Consider the following 15930-nt stretch of genomic DNA (forward strand, 5'->3'; position numbering starts at 1 on the left):
CACAAGGGTTAGCGTGCCAGCGCCAGTCTGGCTTCGCGCCGCTCGCTGACATGGGTCAACCCATAGGCCAGCAGCACGATAAGGGCACCAATCCAGGGGGTGTGCATCAGGCCAAGGTGTTCCACCACTAAGCCACCCACCACGGATCCCAGTGCTATGCCGACGTTGAAGGCGGCGATGTTGAGGCCGGAGGCGACATCCACCGCATTGGGGGTATGGCGCTCGGCCTGTTGCACCACCAGCACCTGCAAGCCTGGCACGTTGCCAAAGGCAAAGGCGCCCCACACCAGCACGGTCAGCACCGCCAGCACAGGGTGTGGCGCAGTGAAGGTCAGCACCAGCAACACCAGCGCCAGACCACCGAACAGCAGTTTCAGGGCGGGCAGGGGGCCGAGTCGGTCTGCCAGCTTGCCACCCCAGATGTTGCCAAAGGCCACAGAGACACCGTACACCAGCAGGATCAGGCTCACGGCACCGGCACCAAAGCCGCTCACCTGCTGCAAGATGGGGGCGAGGAAAGTAAAGGCGGTGAAGGCGCCGCCGTAACCCAGGGCTGTCTTGGCATACACCAGCAGCAGCGGTTTCTTGGTCAGCACGGCGAGCTGTTCGCGGATGGTCGAGGCCGCCCCCTTGGGCAGGTTACTCGGGATCAGCAGCAGGCTGCCCACCATGGCGATGACCCCGAGCAGGCTCACTACCAGAAAGGTTTCACGCCAGCCAAACACCTGACCAATCCAGGTGCCGAGTGGCACGCCGGTCACCAGCGCCACTGTCAGGCCGCTGAACATGATGGCGATGGCGCTCGCCGCCTTCTCTTTGGCCACCAGGCCGGTGGCTATGGTGCTTCCCACCGAGAAGAAGACCCCGTGGGCCAGACCTGTCAGGATGCGGGCAACGATCAGGCTCTCGTAACCCGGTGCCTGCCAGGCCAGCAGGTTGCCGGCGGTAAAGAGCGCCATCAAGCCCACCAGCAGCCACTTGCGCGGCAACTTGCCGGTGAGCGCAGTCAGCAGCGGCGCGCCTATGGCCACCCCCATGGCATAGAGGCTGACCAAGAGGCCCGCCGAGGGCAGCGACACATTGAGTTGTTCTGCAATGGTGGGAATGAGCCCCACGATCACGAATTCGGTGGTGCCGATCGCAAAGGCACTTAAGGTAAGGGCAAATAACGCCAGTGGCATACAAACTCCTTGGATAGTGACTCCCGACGGGAGAAGGTGGCCAGTATGCCGAGTCGCTTTGTTGGCAAAAATGACGGTGACATCAAATTACTTTTGCCAAATCAGCATCAATAGGCGGCGTGACTGCACCACAATCGACCCGCGTGATCGCAGGTCGCGAGCGGGAGGCTGGCATGACCAAGGAGTAAGAGCAGTAGGGCGAAACCTGGCTGACAAGTGAGGGTGGCAGCAGGCAGCAGAGGGCGGGATAACCTGTGACCGGGATTGGCGCGCGCCGCAGCAAGGGGTGGCAAGAGCGGCAATAGAAAGCGGGAGGCACTGTGCCTCCCGCTGGTTTTTTGCTGATTCTCTCAGACCCTTCTTTGCGCCCTGCTTCCCGAATGGGAGAAGGAACGAGGATGCACAGGCAATGACAAGACGTCGCTTTGCCCTCACGCGCTCTCACAGGGCGAGGACAAAGCCTGTTTAGTCCCAAGCCGGTGCAAAGTCGGGGTCGGCGCAGCGTTCACCTCGCTCCAGGGTGGCGATCTGGGCCATCTCTTCACTGCTCAGGGAAACCTCGAGGGCAGCCAGATTGGCGGCCTGATTCTCCCGCTTGGTGGAGCTCGGGATCACCGTCATGCCCTGGGCCAGCAGCCAGGCCAGCGACACCTGGGCTGCCGACACCTTGTGGTACTTGCCGATCTCCATCAAGATCGGCTCACTCAGCACCTTGCCGTAAGCCAGCGGCATATAGGCGGTGATGGCGATGCCCTGCTCCTGGCAGAATTCCACCACCTTGCGGTTTTGCAGCAAAGGGTGGATCTCTACCTGCTGGTGAGCGATGGCGCCGGGACCCAGAATGTCGATGGCTTCTTTAAGCTGGGTAACCGTGAAGTTGGAGACCCCAATTTCCCGGGTCAGGCCCAGGGATTTGGCTTCGGCCAGTTGCTCCAGATAGACCGCCATCGGCACCTCGTCGTTGGGGGAGGGCCAATGGATCAGCGCCAGGTCCAGATAGTCGGTGCGCAGTTTCTGAAGGCTGGTCTTGAGGCTGGGGATCAGCTGGCCCGGGCCGAACTCGCTGGTCCACACCTTGGTGGTGAGGTAGATATCCGAGCGGGGCACCGAGGTCGTCGCCAGCACCTCGCCCACTTCGCTTTCGTTGTCGTAAATCTGGGCAGTATCGATATGGCGATAACCGAGCGCCAGACCGGTATTCAGGGTTGCAAGCAGTGGCTCACCTTTCAGGCGAAAGGTGCCCAGACCCATGGCAGGCATTTTCATCATCAATTTCCTCAAATGGGGTGTTTGGCCCTTGCCCAGAGCAAAGGCGTTGGCTTGGTGCAAAGGCCGTGGCGGCGGTGCAAGTTGGCAGCGCCATCGTCAACGAGTCTCGGAATACTCAGGCCGGCAGTCGGCGGTAATTGCGAATATTGCTGCTGGCAAACCAGGGCTCGGCCCTGGCGATAAAGTCGAGGAAGTGAGCTTGCTGCTGGTGGGCCGTGAGCGCGGCTTCGCTCTCCCACTCTTCGTGCAGCATCCAGCAGTGGGGATTGTCCCTATCCTGATGCAGCTGGTAGCGCTGGCAGCCAGATTCCCGCAGGGTGGCCGCCATCAGCGGCTCAAGGGCGGCCCGGAACTGGGCGGAAAATTCGGGTTTGGCTTCAAGTTGGGCAATCACAATCACGGGTGATGACATCTGAACCTCCTTGCTAAAACGAAGGTCAGTATGCCTGCCGCAAGGGGAGGGGAATAGGGCAACAGTCGCAAAACACTATTGAGAAAAAAGCAGCAATGAAAGCGCAGACGCTGCATCAGAGGCCGATATGGGTGAAGGGTTAATAGGGGGGAATAGAGAAGGGGACGGCTGGCGCGCCCCCTTGCCATCAGGCATTGGCTGGCTCGGACCAGACCGCAAATTCATTGCCGCTGGGCTCGACAAAGTGAAAACGGCGGCCACCGGGGAAATCAAACAGGGGGCGGTTGATGGTACCGCCATACTGGCTCACCTTGGCCTGGGTTGCCTCTATATCTGCGCTGTAGAACACCAGCAGGGCGCCCCCCTGAGCTGTGTGGCTGCACAGATCCGCTTTATAGAAACCACCATCCAGCCCCTCATCGGCAAAGGCGCAGTAGTCGGGACCGTAATCGACAAACTGCCAGCCAAATACGGCTTGAAAGAAGGCTTTGGTGGCCGCAAGATCTCGCGCCGCAAACTCCACATAGTTCAGTTTTTCATGGGTTTTGATCATGAGGGGTCCTTGTTGATTGTGGTGGTTATTTCGGTTGCCAGCGTTGCTGGGTGCGGCGCGTGGACTGCGGCAAGGCATCCCAGGGGGTCAGCTTGAGCTGCTTGCGGCGCACCAGCAAGAAGATCGCCATCAGCAGACCGACCCCTATGCCGAACAGCAGGCTTTGGCGCAGGGCGAATGCCGGGGTCACCTCATCTTGCCAGCCGAGGTACCACATCAACAACCCCCAGAAGGCGCCGATGGGGAATCCCATCGCGAGCACGTTGACCAGAAAGCGCTCATGGTGGGGCGGTCTGAGTCGCAGCCCCAGTCTGCGCAACACTCTGAACAGTGGCGGGTTGTAGTTGAGCATCTGCACGCCCTTGTCGGCCAGTTCCCTATGGGCGGCGGCCAGCCTGTTTTCGAATGTCATTAGGTCGTCCTTGTCATGGGTGGCGCCATACGATGCCGCTTTGGCAGCATTGTACCGGCAAAGGGAGAGTCTGGTTTGAGCTGAGCATCACGTTATTTATCTGTGGAAATAAAGAATTTGGGATCATGACGACCTTGCCAACCCTGAGCGATTACACCTATAAAGACCCAATACTCTTGCCTGGATAACAGCAATGAAGACCCATTCTGATGAACTGACCCTGTTCGTGGCCGTGGTGGAGGCGGGCAGTTTTCGCCAGGCGGCGGAGAACCTCGGCATGGACAACTCTGTGGTGAGTCGCGGCATCAAGCGGCTCGAGGAGAAGCTCGCCACTCTGCTGCTCAATCGCACCACCCGTCGGGTCAGTTTGACGGAGGAGGGGAGCTGGTTCTATCAGCGGGCGGTAAATATCCTGACCGAGATGAGCGAGGCGGAGGGGCATCTGTTGATGCGCAAGGAGCAGCCGGAGGGAATATTGCGGGTCGATGCGGCCACCCCCTTTATCCTGCACCGGCTGGTGCCCATCATAGGCGAGTTTCGCCGCCGCTATCCCGCCATCGAGCTGCAACTGCACAGCTCGGAAGGTTTCATCAATCTGATGGAGCGGCGGGTAGACATGGCCATTCGTATCGGCGAGCTGACGGATTCTTCCCTGCGCGCCTTGCCGCTGGGGCGTTCGCGGCTGCGGCTGCTGGCATCCCCTGCGTATTTGAACGAACGTGGCACACCGCGCCAACCGGCGGATCTGCTGGCGGGCCACGAACTGCTGGGTTTTTTGCATCCCGATCACCTCAACCACTGGCCGCTGCTCAGTGTCGAGCAGGGGGATCGCTTCGCCATCACCCCGACCCTGCGGGCCAGCAGCGGCGAGACCCTGCGTCAGCTGGCGCTGGCGGGGCAGGGGATCGTCTGCCTGTCGGACTTCATGACTGGGCCGGATCGTGCAAGCGGGGCTCTGGTGGAGGTGCTGGCTCGCAGCAACAGCGGTGCCTCGCGTCCCGTCAATGCGGTCTTCTACTCCGATGCCCAGCGGGATATCCGGTTGCGGGTCTGGCTCGACTTTATCAAGGAGCAGATCGGCAGCCATACCCTGTGAGGGGGGAGTGGGAAGGGCCGCCCCCTCCCGGCTTCCCCTTTGCAGGGGGGAAGACGTCGCTGGCACCCAGCCGTGACAAGGGGAAGGGAGCTGACTGGCCGGCAGATATACGTTGCCAATGGCCGGAGTGGATAAAGAGCTCAAAGAAGAGGCCGACATCGCTGTCGGCCTCTTTGTTTGTTCATCTCGGAAAGATGTCGGTTGCCCGATTAATCCTCTTCGGCCCAGCGGCGTGAACGCTCAACCGCTTTCTGCCAGCCGTGGTAGAGCTTGTTGCGCTCTTCGTGGCTCATCTGCGGGATGAATTCACGATCCACGCTGAACTTGTCTTCCAGCTCGTCAGAGCTCTTCCAGAAGCCGACGGCCAGACCGGCCAGGAAGGCGGCGCCCATGGCGGTGGTCTCGATACGGGTCGGACGCACCACAGGGGTGTGCATCATGTCGGACTGGAACTGCATCAGGAAGTCGTTGGCAACCGCGCCGCCGTCTACCTTGAGGGCGGCCAGCTTGATGCCGGAGTCCTGCTGCATGGCATCCAGCACATCACGGCTCTGGTAGGCGATGGATTCCAGCGCGGCACGAATGATGTGGTTGCGGTTGGCGCCACGGGTCAGGCCGACCATGGTGCCGCGAGCATAGGGATCCCAGTAGGGTGCGCCCAGGCCGACGAAGGCCGGCACCAGATAGACGCCGTTGGTGTCACCCACCTTGGAGGCGAAGTAGTCGGTATCGCGGGCATCGTGGATGAGTTTCAGCTCGTCACGCAGCCACTGCACGGTAGCGCCGCCCATAAAGACAGCCCCTTCCAGCGCGTAGTTCACTTCCCCTTTCGGGCCGATGGCGACCGTGGTCAGCAGGCCGTTGCTGGAGCGAACCGGCTCTGTGCCCGTGTTCATCAGCAAGAAGCAGCCGGTACCGTAGGTGTTCTTGGCCATCCCTTTTTCGAAGCAGAGCTGGCCGAACAGGGCAGACTGCTGGTCACCGGCAATGCCGGCGATGGGGATGCGGGAGCCGCCGCCACGGGTGGTGTAGCCATACACTTCGGAAGAGGGCTTGACCTCTGGCAGCATGGACAAGGGAATGCCCAGCTCGTCCAGCATCTTCTCGTCCCACTTCAGGTCGCGAATGTTGTAAAGCATGGTGCGGGAGGCGTTGGTCGGGTCGGTGACATGCACTTCGCCGTTGGTCATCTTCCACACCAGCCAGGTGTCTATGGTGCCGAACAGCAGCTCGCCGTTCATCGCCTTCTCGCGGGCCCCTTCGACGTTGTCGAGGATCCACTTCACCTTGGTGCCGGAGAAGTAGGCATCCAGCACCAGGCCGGTGTTCTCGCGAACATACTCTTCCAGGCCACGGGCCTTGAGCTCTTCGCAGATGGCTGCGGTGCGGCGGCACTGCCAGACAATGGCGTTGTAGATGGGTTTGCCGGTGGCCTTTTCCCATACCACTGTGGTTTCACGCTGGTTGGTGATGCCGATGGCGGCAATCTCTTCGCTGCGCAGGCCAGTCTTGGCCAGTACTTCGGTGAAGACGGAGGACTGGGTCGCCCAGATCTCCATGGGGTCGTGCTCTACCCAGCCCGCTTTCGGGTAGTGCTGGGTGAATTCGCGCTGGGAGGTGCCGACGATATTGGCATCCTGGTCAAACACGATGGCGCGGGAGGAGGTAGTACCCTGGTCCAGAGCGACGACATATTTTTTTTCAGCAGACATGATGTTCTCCACGTTTTTATTTTCCACGTTGTTACACGTTGGGGAGGGCCGCTCTTATGCGGCGGCCTCTTCTTTGGCGGTTTGGGCAGCTTGCTCGGTGGCGGCAACACGGTTGCCAGGCACACAGGGAGCCAACACTTTCACATACAGGGCGGTACCAAGCTGGGCACCGACGATGGGGCCAAGGATGGGCACCCAGAAGTAGGGGTTGTCACGACCACCAGTCATGGCCACGTCACCCCAGCCTGCCAGGAAGGCAAACAGTTTGGGGCCGAAATCACGGGCAGGGTTCATGGCAAAGCCGGTTAACGGGCCGAGGGAGGCACCGATCACGGCGATCAGGATACCGATCAGCAGGGCGGCGGCGAAGCCTTTGGGGGCGCCGTTGTTGTTGTCACCCAGCGCCATGATGCCCAGCATCAGAACGGCGGTGATCACCAGCTCGACCGCGAAGGCTTGCATGTTGGAGAGCAGGGCGTTCGGGTAGGTGGAGAAGATGCCGGCGGAGCCGAGGCTCTCGACGCTGCCGCGTACCACGTTGTGGGTCACTTCCCACTGGGTGAACAGGCCGCCATAAAGGAAGTAGACAAGGGCGGCGAAGCTGAAGGCACCGGCGACCTGAGCGATGATGTAGGGCACCACTTTACGCTTGTCGAACCCGCAGAAGGTCATCAGCGCCAGGGTCACGGCCGGGTTCAGGTGGGCACCTGAAATACCGCCGGTCACATAGATGGCGATGGCGACACCCAGACCCCAGGTAATAGAGATTTCCCATTGTCCGAAGTTGGCACCGGCCAGCACCAGGGCGGCCACACAACCGACGCCGAAAAATATCAGCAGGCCGGTTCCGATAAACTCGGCGATGCACTCGCCAAGCAGGGTATTGGGTCTTTGTATGCTCATACTTTTATTCCTTATATCCACCCAGAGTAGGTTTGATGTTCCGTTTTGTTGTTTTTTCAGTCCCATTACTGCATCCGAAAACGTTTTTTCTTGTTTTTTGAGCTGACGCAAACGTTATGCTCGTTTGCGCTCGTTCTCGGACGAGAGAGAAAATAAACCTAAATCGGCCATTCACCACTCCCTCCCCGCAGGAACTGTGGACAAGATCCCATTCATTGCTAAAAAAATGTGACGGAAAGCAAGTTGCAACAGGGCTTATACCACTTAGTGGGTACCGCTATCCCTTGCCCTGCAAGGGATAGCCGCTGATGAGTGTTTACTCATTCGGCGCTTTATTTTGTAATAAAACTGCAATATTTGAGCCTCCATCACAGATTAAATGTTCACATGTGAGCACAATAGGCTCGCTTTCGAATCAGGACTCCTCTGGTTGGTCAGCATGGACAGGGCACCCTCAACCGCCCACAACAACAATAAGGAAGCAGAACATGCTTAGTCTCTTCAGGCCTGCACCACACATAGACAGGCTTCCGGCCGACAAGGTCGACCCCTTCTACAAACGCATGCGTTGGCAGGTGTTTTTCGGGATCTTCTTTGGTTATGCCGGTTACTACCTGGTACGGAAAAACTTCAGTCTGGCGATGCCTTACCTGATCGAACAGGGATTCTCCCGCGGTGATCTGGGCCTGGCCCTGTCCGGGGTTTCCATTGCCTATGGTCTGTCCAAGTTCCTGATGGGGAACGTGTCTGACCGATCCAACGCCCGCTACTTCCTCTCTGCCGGTCTGCTGTTGTCGGCCGGTATCATGTTCATGATGGGGACTGTGCACTGGGCTACCTCCAGCATCGCCATCATGTTCGTGCTCTTGTTCCTGAACGGTTGGGTACAAGGCATGGGCTGGCCGCCCTGCGGTCGCACCATGGTGCACTGGTGGTCACAGAAAGAGCGTGGCGAAGTGGTCGCGGTCTGGAACGTGGCGCACAACGTCGGCGGTGGCCTGATTGGCCCGCTGTTCATCCTGGGGATGGGCTGGTTCAATGACTGGCGCAGTGCCTTCTATGTACCGGCTGCTGCCGCTGCCGCCATTGCGGTGATCGCCTTCTTCGTGATGCGTGACACCCCGCAATCGGTCGGTCTGCCGCCCATCGAGGAGTACAAGGACGACTATCCGAAGGACTATGACGCCAGCCACGAGAAGGAGTTTTCCGCCAAGGAAATCTTCATGAAGTACGTGCTGCACAACAAGCTGCTGTGGTACATCGCCATTGCCAACGCCTTCGTTTACCTCATTCGTTACGGTGTGCTGGACTGGGCTCCGACCTATCTGAAAGAGGCCAAGGATTTCACTGTCGACAACTCTTCCTGGGCCTATTTCCTGTACGAGTGGGCCGGTATTCCGGGCACCCTGCTGTGCGGCTGGATCTCTGACAAGATGTTCCAGGGCCGCCGCGCCCCGGCCGGCATCCTCTTCATGGTGCTGGTCACCCTGGCTGTGCTGGTCTACTGGCTCAACCCGGCGGGCAACCCCACCGTCGACATGCTGGCTCTGGTCGCCATCGGCTTCCTGATCTATGGTCCCGTCATGCTGATCGGTCTGTATGCACTGGAGCTGGCACCCAAGAAGGCAGCCGGTACCGCGGCAGGCTTCACCGGGCTGTTCGGTTATCTGGGTGGTGCAGTGGCGGCCAACGCCATGCTGGGCTATACCGTTGACCACTTCGGTTGGGATGGCGGTTTCATGGTGCTGACCGCGTCTTGCGTGATCTCCATCATACTGCTGGCCATGACCCTCAAGCATGAGAACATCGCCGTCGCTGCCAAGAAGGCGGCTGCCGATAAGGCATAAAACGTGATCCTGCCCTTATCGATCCGAAAAGGGATCAGGTAAACTGCCAAAGGCCCCGCATCTGCCGGGGCCTTTTTTCGTCTCATCATCGGAGTTCAAGCGTGAAGCAAACCCAACGACATCTGGAGATACTGGACGTCCTGACGCGGCAGGGCTTTGTCTCGACGGAGGATCTGGTGACCCACTTTGACGTCAGCCCCCAGACCATTCGCCGTGATCTGAACGATCTCGCCGAACAGAACAAGATCCGGCGCCATCATGGCGGTGCCTCCCTGCATTCGAGTACCGTCAATACCGCCTACAGTGCCCGCAAAGTGATGCAGCTCAAGGAGAAAGAGCGTATCGCCCGCGAAGTGGCCGCCAATATTCCCGATGGCTCTTCCCTCTTCATCGACATAGGGACCACCACGGAGGCCATCGCCCGCGCCCTGCTCGATCACCGCGAGCTGCGCGTGGTGACCAACAACCTCAACGTCGCCAGCATTCTCACCGCCAAGGATGACTTCACCGTCATCATCGCCGGTGGCGAGATCCGCAACCGGGATGGCGGCATAGTGGGGGAGGCGACCCGCGATTTCATCGGTCAGTTCCGCATGGATTACGGTGTCATCGGTATCTCGGGCATCGACAATGACGGCTCTCTGCTCGATTTCGACTACCACGAGGTGAAGATTGCCCAAGCCATCATAGCCCACTCCCGCCAGGTGTTTCTGGCCGCCGACCACACCAAGTTCGGTCGCAACGCCATGGTCAATCTGGGCAATCTCAACCAGATCCACGCCCTGTTCACCGATCAGGAGCCACCGGAGAAGCTGATGCGGCTCATGTCCCAGCACCAGATCGAATGCCATATCTGCTGAGTCACCGTTAACCCCTCTCTGGCACCAGGCCGCCATGACGGCGGCCGCTTTTTCCCCTGTTTTCCTCTTCCTCCTGCTGTTTTCCGGCTTACTACCACCCTGGGTATGAGCGCGATCTCGCGCACGCTATTTTGCCAGCCAGCCCCTTGCTGACGTCCTGATCACCGACTGGCAGCATTTTTAGCATTGCCAAAACAATCGCGATCACATTTTCTCCATAAAATGTTCGTTTATCATTTTTTCATGCTCTAATATGAGCGAAATCAAACATTGCTGTCATAGCAAACCCAAAATAAGAAAGAGTAGGTGAACATGAGCGAACATTATGATCTGGTCGTCGTTGGCGGCGGCATCAATGGGGTGGGCATTGCGGCTGATGCAGCGGGTCGGGGTCTGAAGGTTGCCCTGTTCGAGGCACAGGATCTCGCCTCTGCCACCTCCTCCAACTCCAGCAAGCTGATCCACGGCGGCTTGCGTTACCTCGAACATTACGAATTCCGGCTGGTGAAAGAGGCCTTGGCTGAGCGGGAAGTGCTGCTTGGCATGGCACCGCATATCGCCCGCCCCATGCGTTTTCGTCTGCCGCACCGCCCGCACCTGCGTCCGGCCTGGATGATACGTGCCGGCCTCTTCCTGTATGACAACCTGGCCAAGCGCGACAAGCTCAAGGGCAGTTGCGGCGTGCGTTTCCTGCCTCAGGACGGCTTGACAGCCGGTATCAACAAGGGTTTCGAGTACTCGGATGCCTGGGTCGATGACGCCCGCCTGGTGGTACTCAACGCCATGATGGCGCGTGATAAAGGGGCCGAGGTGCAGACCCGCACCCGCTGCATCAAGGCGGTGCGCGGCTCCAAGCACTGGACGTTGACTCTGGAGCGGGAAGGGGGCGAGCAGTTCACCGTCACCTGCCGTGGTCTGGTCAATGCAGCCGGTCCCTGGGTCAAGACCTTCTATGACGAGAGCCTGCACGAGAAATCCCCGCGCGGCATTCGCCTCATCAAGGGCAGCCATATCATAGTGCCGCGTATCCATGAGCGCGAAGAGGCCTATATCCTGCAAAACGAAGACAACCGCATCGTCTTTGTCATCCCTTATCAGCAGGATTACTCCCTGATCGGCACCACGGACGTGGAGCACAAGGGCAGCCCGCGCGAAGCCAAGATCAGCGACGCCGAAATCAACTACCTGTGCAAGGTGGTCAACGCTCACTTTACCCGCCAGATAGCACCCAAAGATGTCATCTGGACCTATGCCGGCGTGCGACCGCTCTGCGATGACGAGTCCGATTCCCCCCAGGCCGTGACCCGTGACTATACCCTCGAGCTCTCCGGTGAATCCGACGGCGCGCCACTCTTGTCCGTGTTTGGCGGCAAGCTCACCACTTATCGCAAGCTGGCCCAGGCCGCCTGCAACAAGCTCAAGCCCTGGTTCAGCCAGATGGGCGAAGACTGGACCGCCACCAGCCGTCTGCCCGGTGGTGAGTTTGATTGCTCCACTACCGAGCTGGCCCGTGCCTATATGCTCGAATTCGACTGGCTGGATGAGCGCAACGCCCGTCGCATCGCCGAGGCCTATGGCAGCCACGCCCGCCTCTGGTTGCACGAGGAGCGCGGCCAGCACTTTGGGGCCGGTCTGTACGAGTCGGAAGTGCGTTATCTGATGAGCCGCGAGTGGGCCCATTCGATGGAAGACATACTGTGGCGCCGCAGCAAGCTGGGGCTGCGCCTCTCCCTGCCTGAGCAGCAGCAGTTGCACGCCTGGCTGGAACAACATCAGCACGCCTTGCCCAAGGCAAGCTGATGAAGAAGCGGGCGGCCCCTTGGCCGCCCGTCGTTAAAATGCAACAAACCTCTGCTATAACAAACACCTACACCAAATAAACAATAACAAAGAGCACCTCGCATGAAAAAAATCTCTCTCTCCCTGATTGCCCTTGGCCTGGGGGCCGCCCTTGCATTGCCCGCTCTTGCTGCCGACGAAGGCAAGATAGTGATCGCCCACCGTGGCGCCTCAGGCTATCTGCCCGAGCACACCCTGGCATCCAAGGCGCTGGCCTATGGCATGGGAGCCGATTATCTGGAGCAGGATCTGGTGATGACCAAGGATGACCAGCTGGTGGTGATGCACGATCACTTCCTCGATGGCATCACGGACGTGGCCGAGCGTTTCCCCGGTCGGGCCCGCCCGGACGGTCGTTACTATGTGGTGGACTTCACCCTGGCCGAGGTGCGCTCCCTGAGCATGACGGAGCCGTTCCAGCTGGTGGATGGCAAGCAGGTGCCCGTTTATCCGGCCCGCTTCCCGCTCTGGAAGTCCAGCTTCAAGATCCACACCTTCCAGGAAGAGATAGAGATGATCCAGGGGCTCAACAAGAGCACTGGCAAGAACATCGGCATCTACCCGGAGATCAAGGCCCCCTGGCTGTTCCGCCACGAAGGCAAGGACATCTCCAAGGCGGTGCTCACGGTACTCAAGGAGTACGGCTACACAGGGAAGGATGACAAGGTCTATCTGCAGTGCTTCGATGCCAACGAGCTCAAGCGCATCAACAGCGAACTGATGCCCGCCTTAGGCATGGACTTGAAATTGGTGCAGCTAATGGCCGAGACCGACTGGAACGAGACCATGGTCTATGACGCCAAGGGCCAGGCAACCCCTTACGACTATGACTGGATGTTCAAGCCGGGGGCCATGAAGACTATCGCCGGCTACGCGGAAGGCATAGGCCCCTGGAAGCCGATGATAGTCACGGAGCCGGGCACCCCGGGCAAACCTGTGTTTACCGGCATGGTGAAAGAGGCCCACGCCGCTGGCCTTAAAGTACACCCTTATACCTTCCGTCAGGATGAGGGGCAGATCCCGGCCTACGCCAAGGATTTCAGCGATCTGCTCAACATCTTCCTCTATCAGGCCGATGTGGACGGTGTGTTCAGCGACTTCCCGGACAAGGCGGTCGACGCCATCAAGGCACACGGAAAATCATAAAAGAAGAGCAAGACGGGAACGCAAGCGGGGCCAGGTGCCCCGCTTTTTTTATAAAATGGTGGCAAGGGCAGGCATGGGATAGTGGTCGAGCAGCGCTGACGGCAGTATCAGGGTGTAACTATATGTTTACGGTTTTGTCGGGTCATGGGCTTTTTACTCGCTACTTTCTGGCTGTTTAGGTCGCCTTGCTGGTCGTTTATCCACCTGTTAGACAGTTAATCCGCTAGTTTCACTTGATTGTTTGTTTTTCCTTGGTAAGGTGAGGGCGGTTGCGTAACAAAGCGCTGACTTGTGTAAACAAATGAATACACCCAGTGCAATTGGCTTAAATACTGTAGAGAGAATGAGAAAATGCAAAGAGACCCCTTGAACAACATCCATATCCAATCCGAACAAGTGATGATCACGCCTGCCCAGCTCAAGGAGAAGCTACCCATCTCCGACCAGGCGCTGGCTTTCGTGCAAGGGGCCCGCACTGCCATCGCTGACATCATCCACCGTCGTGATCACCGCCTGCTGGTGATCTGTGGACCCTGTTCCATCCACGACATGGACGCCGCCAAAGAGTACGCAACCAGACTCAAAGCGCTGCATGATGCCTATCAGGATTCTCTCTACATTGTCATGCGGGTCTACTTTGAGAAGCCGCGCACCACGGTCGGCTGGAAGGGCTTTATCAACGACCCGAACCTGGATGGCACCTTCGATGTGGAGCTGGGGCTGCATCGCGCCCGTGAGCTGCTCTGCTGGCTGGCGGAGCTGGAATTGCCGCTGGCGACCGAGGCGCTCGATCCCATCAGCCCGCAATACCTGGCCGAGCTCTTCTCCTGGTCGGCCATCGGCGCCCGTACCACAGAATCCCAGACCCACAGGGAGATGGCGTCCGGCCTCTCCATGCCGGTGGGCTTCAAGAACGGCACAGACGGCAACCTGGGTACCGCCATCAATGCGCTGCAGGCGGCCTCCAGCCCTCATGCCTTCATGGGGATCAACCAGCAGGGCCAGGTTGCCTTGCTGCAGACCCAGGGCAACCCGGATGGCCACGTCATCCTGCGCGGCGGCAAGCACCCGAACTACGACTCGGTCAATGTGTCGCTGGCGGAAGAGGCACTGGAAAAGGCGGGCCTGCTGCCCGGTCTGGTGGTGGATTGCAGTCACGGCAACTCCAGCAAGGATCATCGTTTGCAGCCCAAGGTGGCCGACAACGTCATCCACCAGATCCAGGAGGGCAACCGCTCCATCATAGGGGTGATGCTCGAATCCAACCTGTTCGAGGGCAACCAGTCCAGCGAGCAGCCCAAGGAGCAGATGCATTACGGCGTCTCCATCACCGATGCCTGCATCGACTGGGATAGCACAGCCGCTCTGCTGGAGCGATGCCATCGCGAGCTGGCGGCGCCGCTCAAGGGCAGAACTGCACGGTAAGCCGTGGTATCTTGTCGTAACTGATTGAACCATAGAGGTATCACTGCCCACGCAGTGATACCTTGTTGCCTCTTGAATCACAGGGCGCCGCCGCCAGCGGCGCCAGCAGGGACTGGATATGGCTGAAGAGTTGAATGCCCTCAGGGACAAGATTGATGCGGTGGACAGACAGCTGATCGATCTGCTGGCCGCACGACTGGCTCTGGTGGGGGAAGTGGGTGAGGTGAAGAGCCGCCACGGCCTGCCCATCTATGCACCGGACAGGGAGGCGAGCATGCTGGCCCGCCGTCGCACCGAGGCCGAACTGCTGGGGGTGCCGGGGGACCTCATCGAGGATGTGCTGCGCCGGGTCATGCGTGAATCTTATGCCAGCGAAAAAGACACCGGCTTCAAGTGCATGAAGCCGGATCTTGGCAAAGTGGTCATCATAGGCGGACAGGGCCAACTTGGCCGCTTGTTCGGCCATATGTTCAGCCTCTCCGGCTACCGGGTCGAGACCCTAGAACAAGCAGACTGGCCGCGAGCTGACGAGATCCTGGCCGACGCGGGTCTGGTGATGGTGGCCGTGCCCATCGACATCACCTGCCAGATCATCGACCGGCTCGGTTCATTGCCCGCCGATTGTCTGCTGGTGGATGTCACCAGCGTCAAGAGCGAGCCGCTTGCCCATATGTTGGCAGTGCACAAAGGTCCTGTTCTGGGGCTGCATCCCATGTTCGGACCGGATGTGGCGAGCCTTGCCAAGCAGGTGATCGTCTGCTGTCAGGGCCGTGATGCGGCCGCCAGTCAGTGGTTGCTGGATCAGATGACCATCTGGGGCGCGCGCTTGCAGCAAGTTGAGGCCAAAGCCCACGACGAGGCCATGACCCTCATTCAGGCGCTGCGCCACTTCGCCACTTTTGCCTATGGCTGGCACCTCTCCCGGGAGCAGGCCAACATCGACCGCCTGCTTAACTTAAGCTCCCCCATCTACCGGTTGGAACTGGCCATGGTGGGGCGGTTGTTTGCCCAGGATCCTGAGCTTTATGCCGACATCATATTGTCGTCACCGCAGAATCTGGCGATGATCCGCCGCTACTACCAGAACTTCGGCGAGGTGCTGGGGCTCTTGGAGCAGGGGGACAGAGCCGGCTTTATCGATGCCTTCTCGCAGGTATCCGGCTTTTTTGGCGAGCATGCCGACGAGTTTCTGCGCGAGAGCCGCATGTTGCTGGCCCAGGCCAACGATCGTCGCCAGCACGGCTGATGCAATTGCACGCAAGCACCATAAAAAAG

The 15930-nt window shown here is 59.3% G+C and carries 14 protein-coding genes; 7 read left to right on the top strand and 7 right to left on the bottom strand.

Annotated features, from left to right (window positions below):
• Window positions 1-8: 8 nt before the first annotated feature.
• The 5 genes from GWQ27_RS03875 to GWQ27_RS03895 form a co-directional block, all read right to left on the bottom strand.
• The gene (locus GWQ27_RS03875) at window positions 9-1181 is read right to left on the bottom strand and encodes an MFS transporter (protein WP_275906723.1); all 1173 of its coding nucleotides are present in this window, start codon (window positions 1179-1181) and stop codon (window positions 9-11) included.
• A gap of 465 nt (window positions 1182-1646) precedes the next feature.
• Entirely contained in the window at window positions 1647-2450 is an 804-nt protein-coding gene (gene dkgB, locus GWQ27_RS03880; protein ID WP_169046397.1) for a 2,5-didehydrogluconate reductase DkgB, read from the bottom strand.
• A 115-nt stretch (window positions 2451-2565) separates the two neighbouring features.
• Complete coding sequence (locus GWQ27_RS03885; RefSeq protein WP_169046396.1) at window positions 2566-2862, bottom strand: putative quinol monooxygenase; 297 nt, start codon at window positions 2860-2862, stop codon at window positions 2566-2568.
• 187 nt (window positions 2863-3049) lie between these two features.
• A complete protein-coding gene (locus tag GWQ27_RS03890; protein WP_275906724.1) occupies window positions 3050-3415 on the bottom strand; it encodes a VOC family protein in 366 nt (121 codons plus the stop codon).
• Window positions 3416-3440: 25 nt separating this feature from the next.
• Window positions 3441-3827, bottom strand: coding sequence for a DUF6404 family protein (locus GWQ27_RS03895; RefSeq protein WP_169046395.1), 387 nt, complete (start codon window positions 3825-3827; stop codon window positions 3441-3443).
• A gap of 193 nt (window positions 3828-4020) precedes the next feature.
• Between GWQ27_RS03895 and GWQ27_RS03900 the strand changes: the two genes are divergently transcribed.
• A complete protein-coding gene (locus tag GWQ27_RS03900; protein ID WP_275906725.1) occupies window positions 4021-4923 on the top strand; it encodes a LysR substrate-binding domain-containing protein in 903 nt (300 codons plus the stop codon).
• A gap of 209 nt (window positions 4924-5132) precedes the next feature.
• On the opposite strand, the gene glpK is transcribed toward GWQ27_RS03900, so the two are convergent.
• Window positions 5133-6635, bottom strand: coding sequence for a glycerol kinase GlpK (glpK, locus tag GWQ27_RS03905; RefSeq protein ID WP_005310059.1), 1503 nt, complete (start codon window positions 6633-6635; stop codon window positions 5133-5135).
• Between the two features lie 54 nt (window positions 6636-6689).
• The gene (locus GWQ27_RS03910; RefSeq protein WP_021138521.1) at window positions 6690-7538 is read right to left on the bottom strand and encodes an MIP/aquaporin family protein; all 849 of its coding nucleotides are present in this window, start codon (window positions 7536-7538) and stop codon (window positions 6690-6692) included.
• 488 nt (window positions 7539-8026) lie between these two features.
• On the opposite strand from GWQ27_RS03910, the gene glpT reads away from it, so the two are divergent.
• The 6 genes from glpT to tyrA all read left to right on the top strand — a co-directional run bounded on the left by glpT (window position 8027) and on the right by tyrA (window position 15901).
• Entirely contained in the window at window positions 8027-9385 is a 1359-nt protein-coding gene (gene glpT / locus GWQ27_RS03915; protein WP_021138522.1) for a glycerol-3-phosphate transporter, read from the top strand.
• A 101-nt stretch (window positions 9386-9486) separates the two neighbouring features.
• Window positions 9487-10245 (top strand): DeoR/GlpR family transcriptional regulator, encoded by a 759-nt coding sequence (locus tag GWQ27_RS03920; RefSeq protein WP_005310067.1) that lies wholly within the window; start codon window positions 9487-9489, stop codon window positions 10243-10245.
• A gap of 312 nt (window positions 10246-10557) precedes the next feature.
• A complete protein-coding gene (glpD, locus tag GWQ27_RS03925; protein WP_275906726.1) occupies window positions 10558-12045 on the top strand; it encodes a glycerol-3-phosphate dehydrogenase in 1488 nt (495 codons plus the stop codon).
• A gap of 102 nt (window positions 12046-12147) precedes the next feature.
• A complete protein-coding gene (glpQ, locus tag GWQ27_RS03930; protein ID WP_275906727.1) occupies window positions 12148-13230 on the top strand; it encodes a glycerophosphodiester phosphodiesterase in 1083 nt (360 codons plus the stop codon).
• Window positions 13231-13581: 351 nt separating this feature from the next.
• Window positions 13582-14655, top strand: a complete 1074-nt coding sequence (locus GWQ27_RS03935; protein WP_275906728.1) for a 3-deoxy-7-phosphoheptulonate synthase — start codon at window positions 13582-13584, stop codon at window positions 14653-14655.
• Window positions 14656-14773: 118 nt separating this feature from the next.
• Window positions 14774-15901 carry a bifunctional chorismate mutase/prephenate dehydrogenase gene (gene tyrA, locus GWQ27_RS03940; protein ID WP_265467302.1) on the top strand — a complete coding sequence of 376 codons (1128 nt, stop codon included), beginning with the start codon at window positions 14774-14776 and terminating at the stop codon, window positions 15899-15901.
• The last annotated feature ends 29 nt before the right edge of the window (window positions 15902-15930 follow it).

Origin of the sequence: Aeromonas sp. 5HA1 (genome assembly GCF_029237245.1) — a bacterium.
Taxonomy (GTDB): Bacteria; Pseudomonadota; Gammaproteobacteria; order Enterobacterales; family Aeromonadaceae; genus Aeromonas; species Aeromonas salmonicida.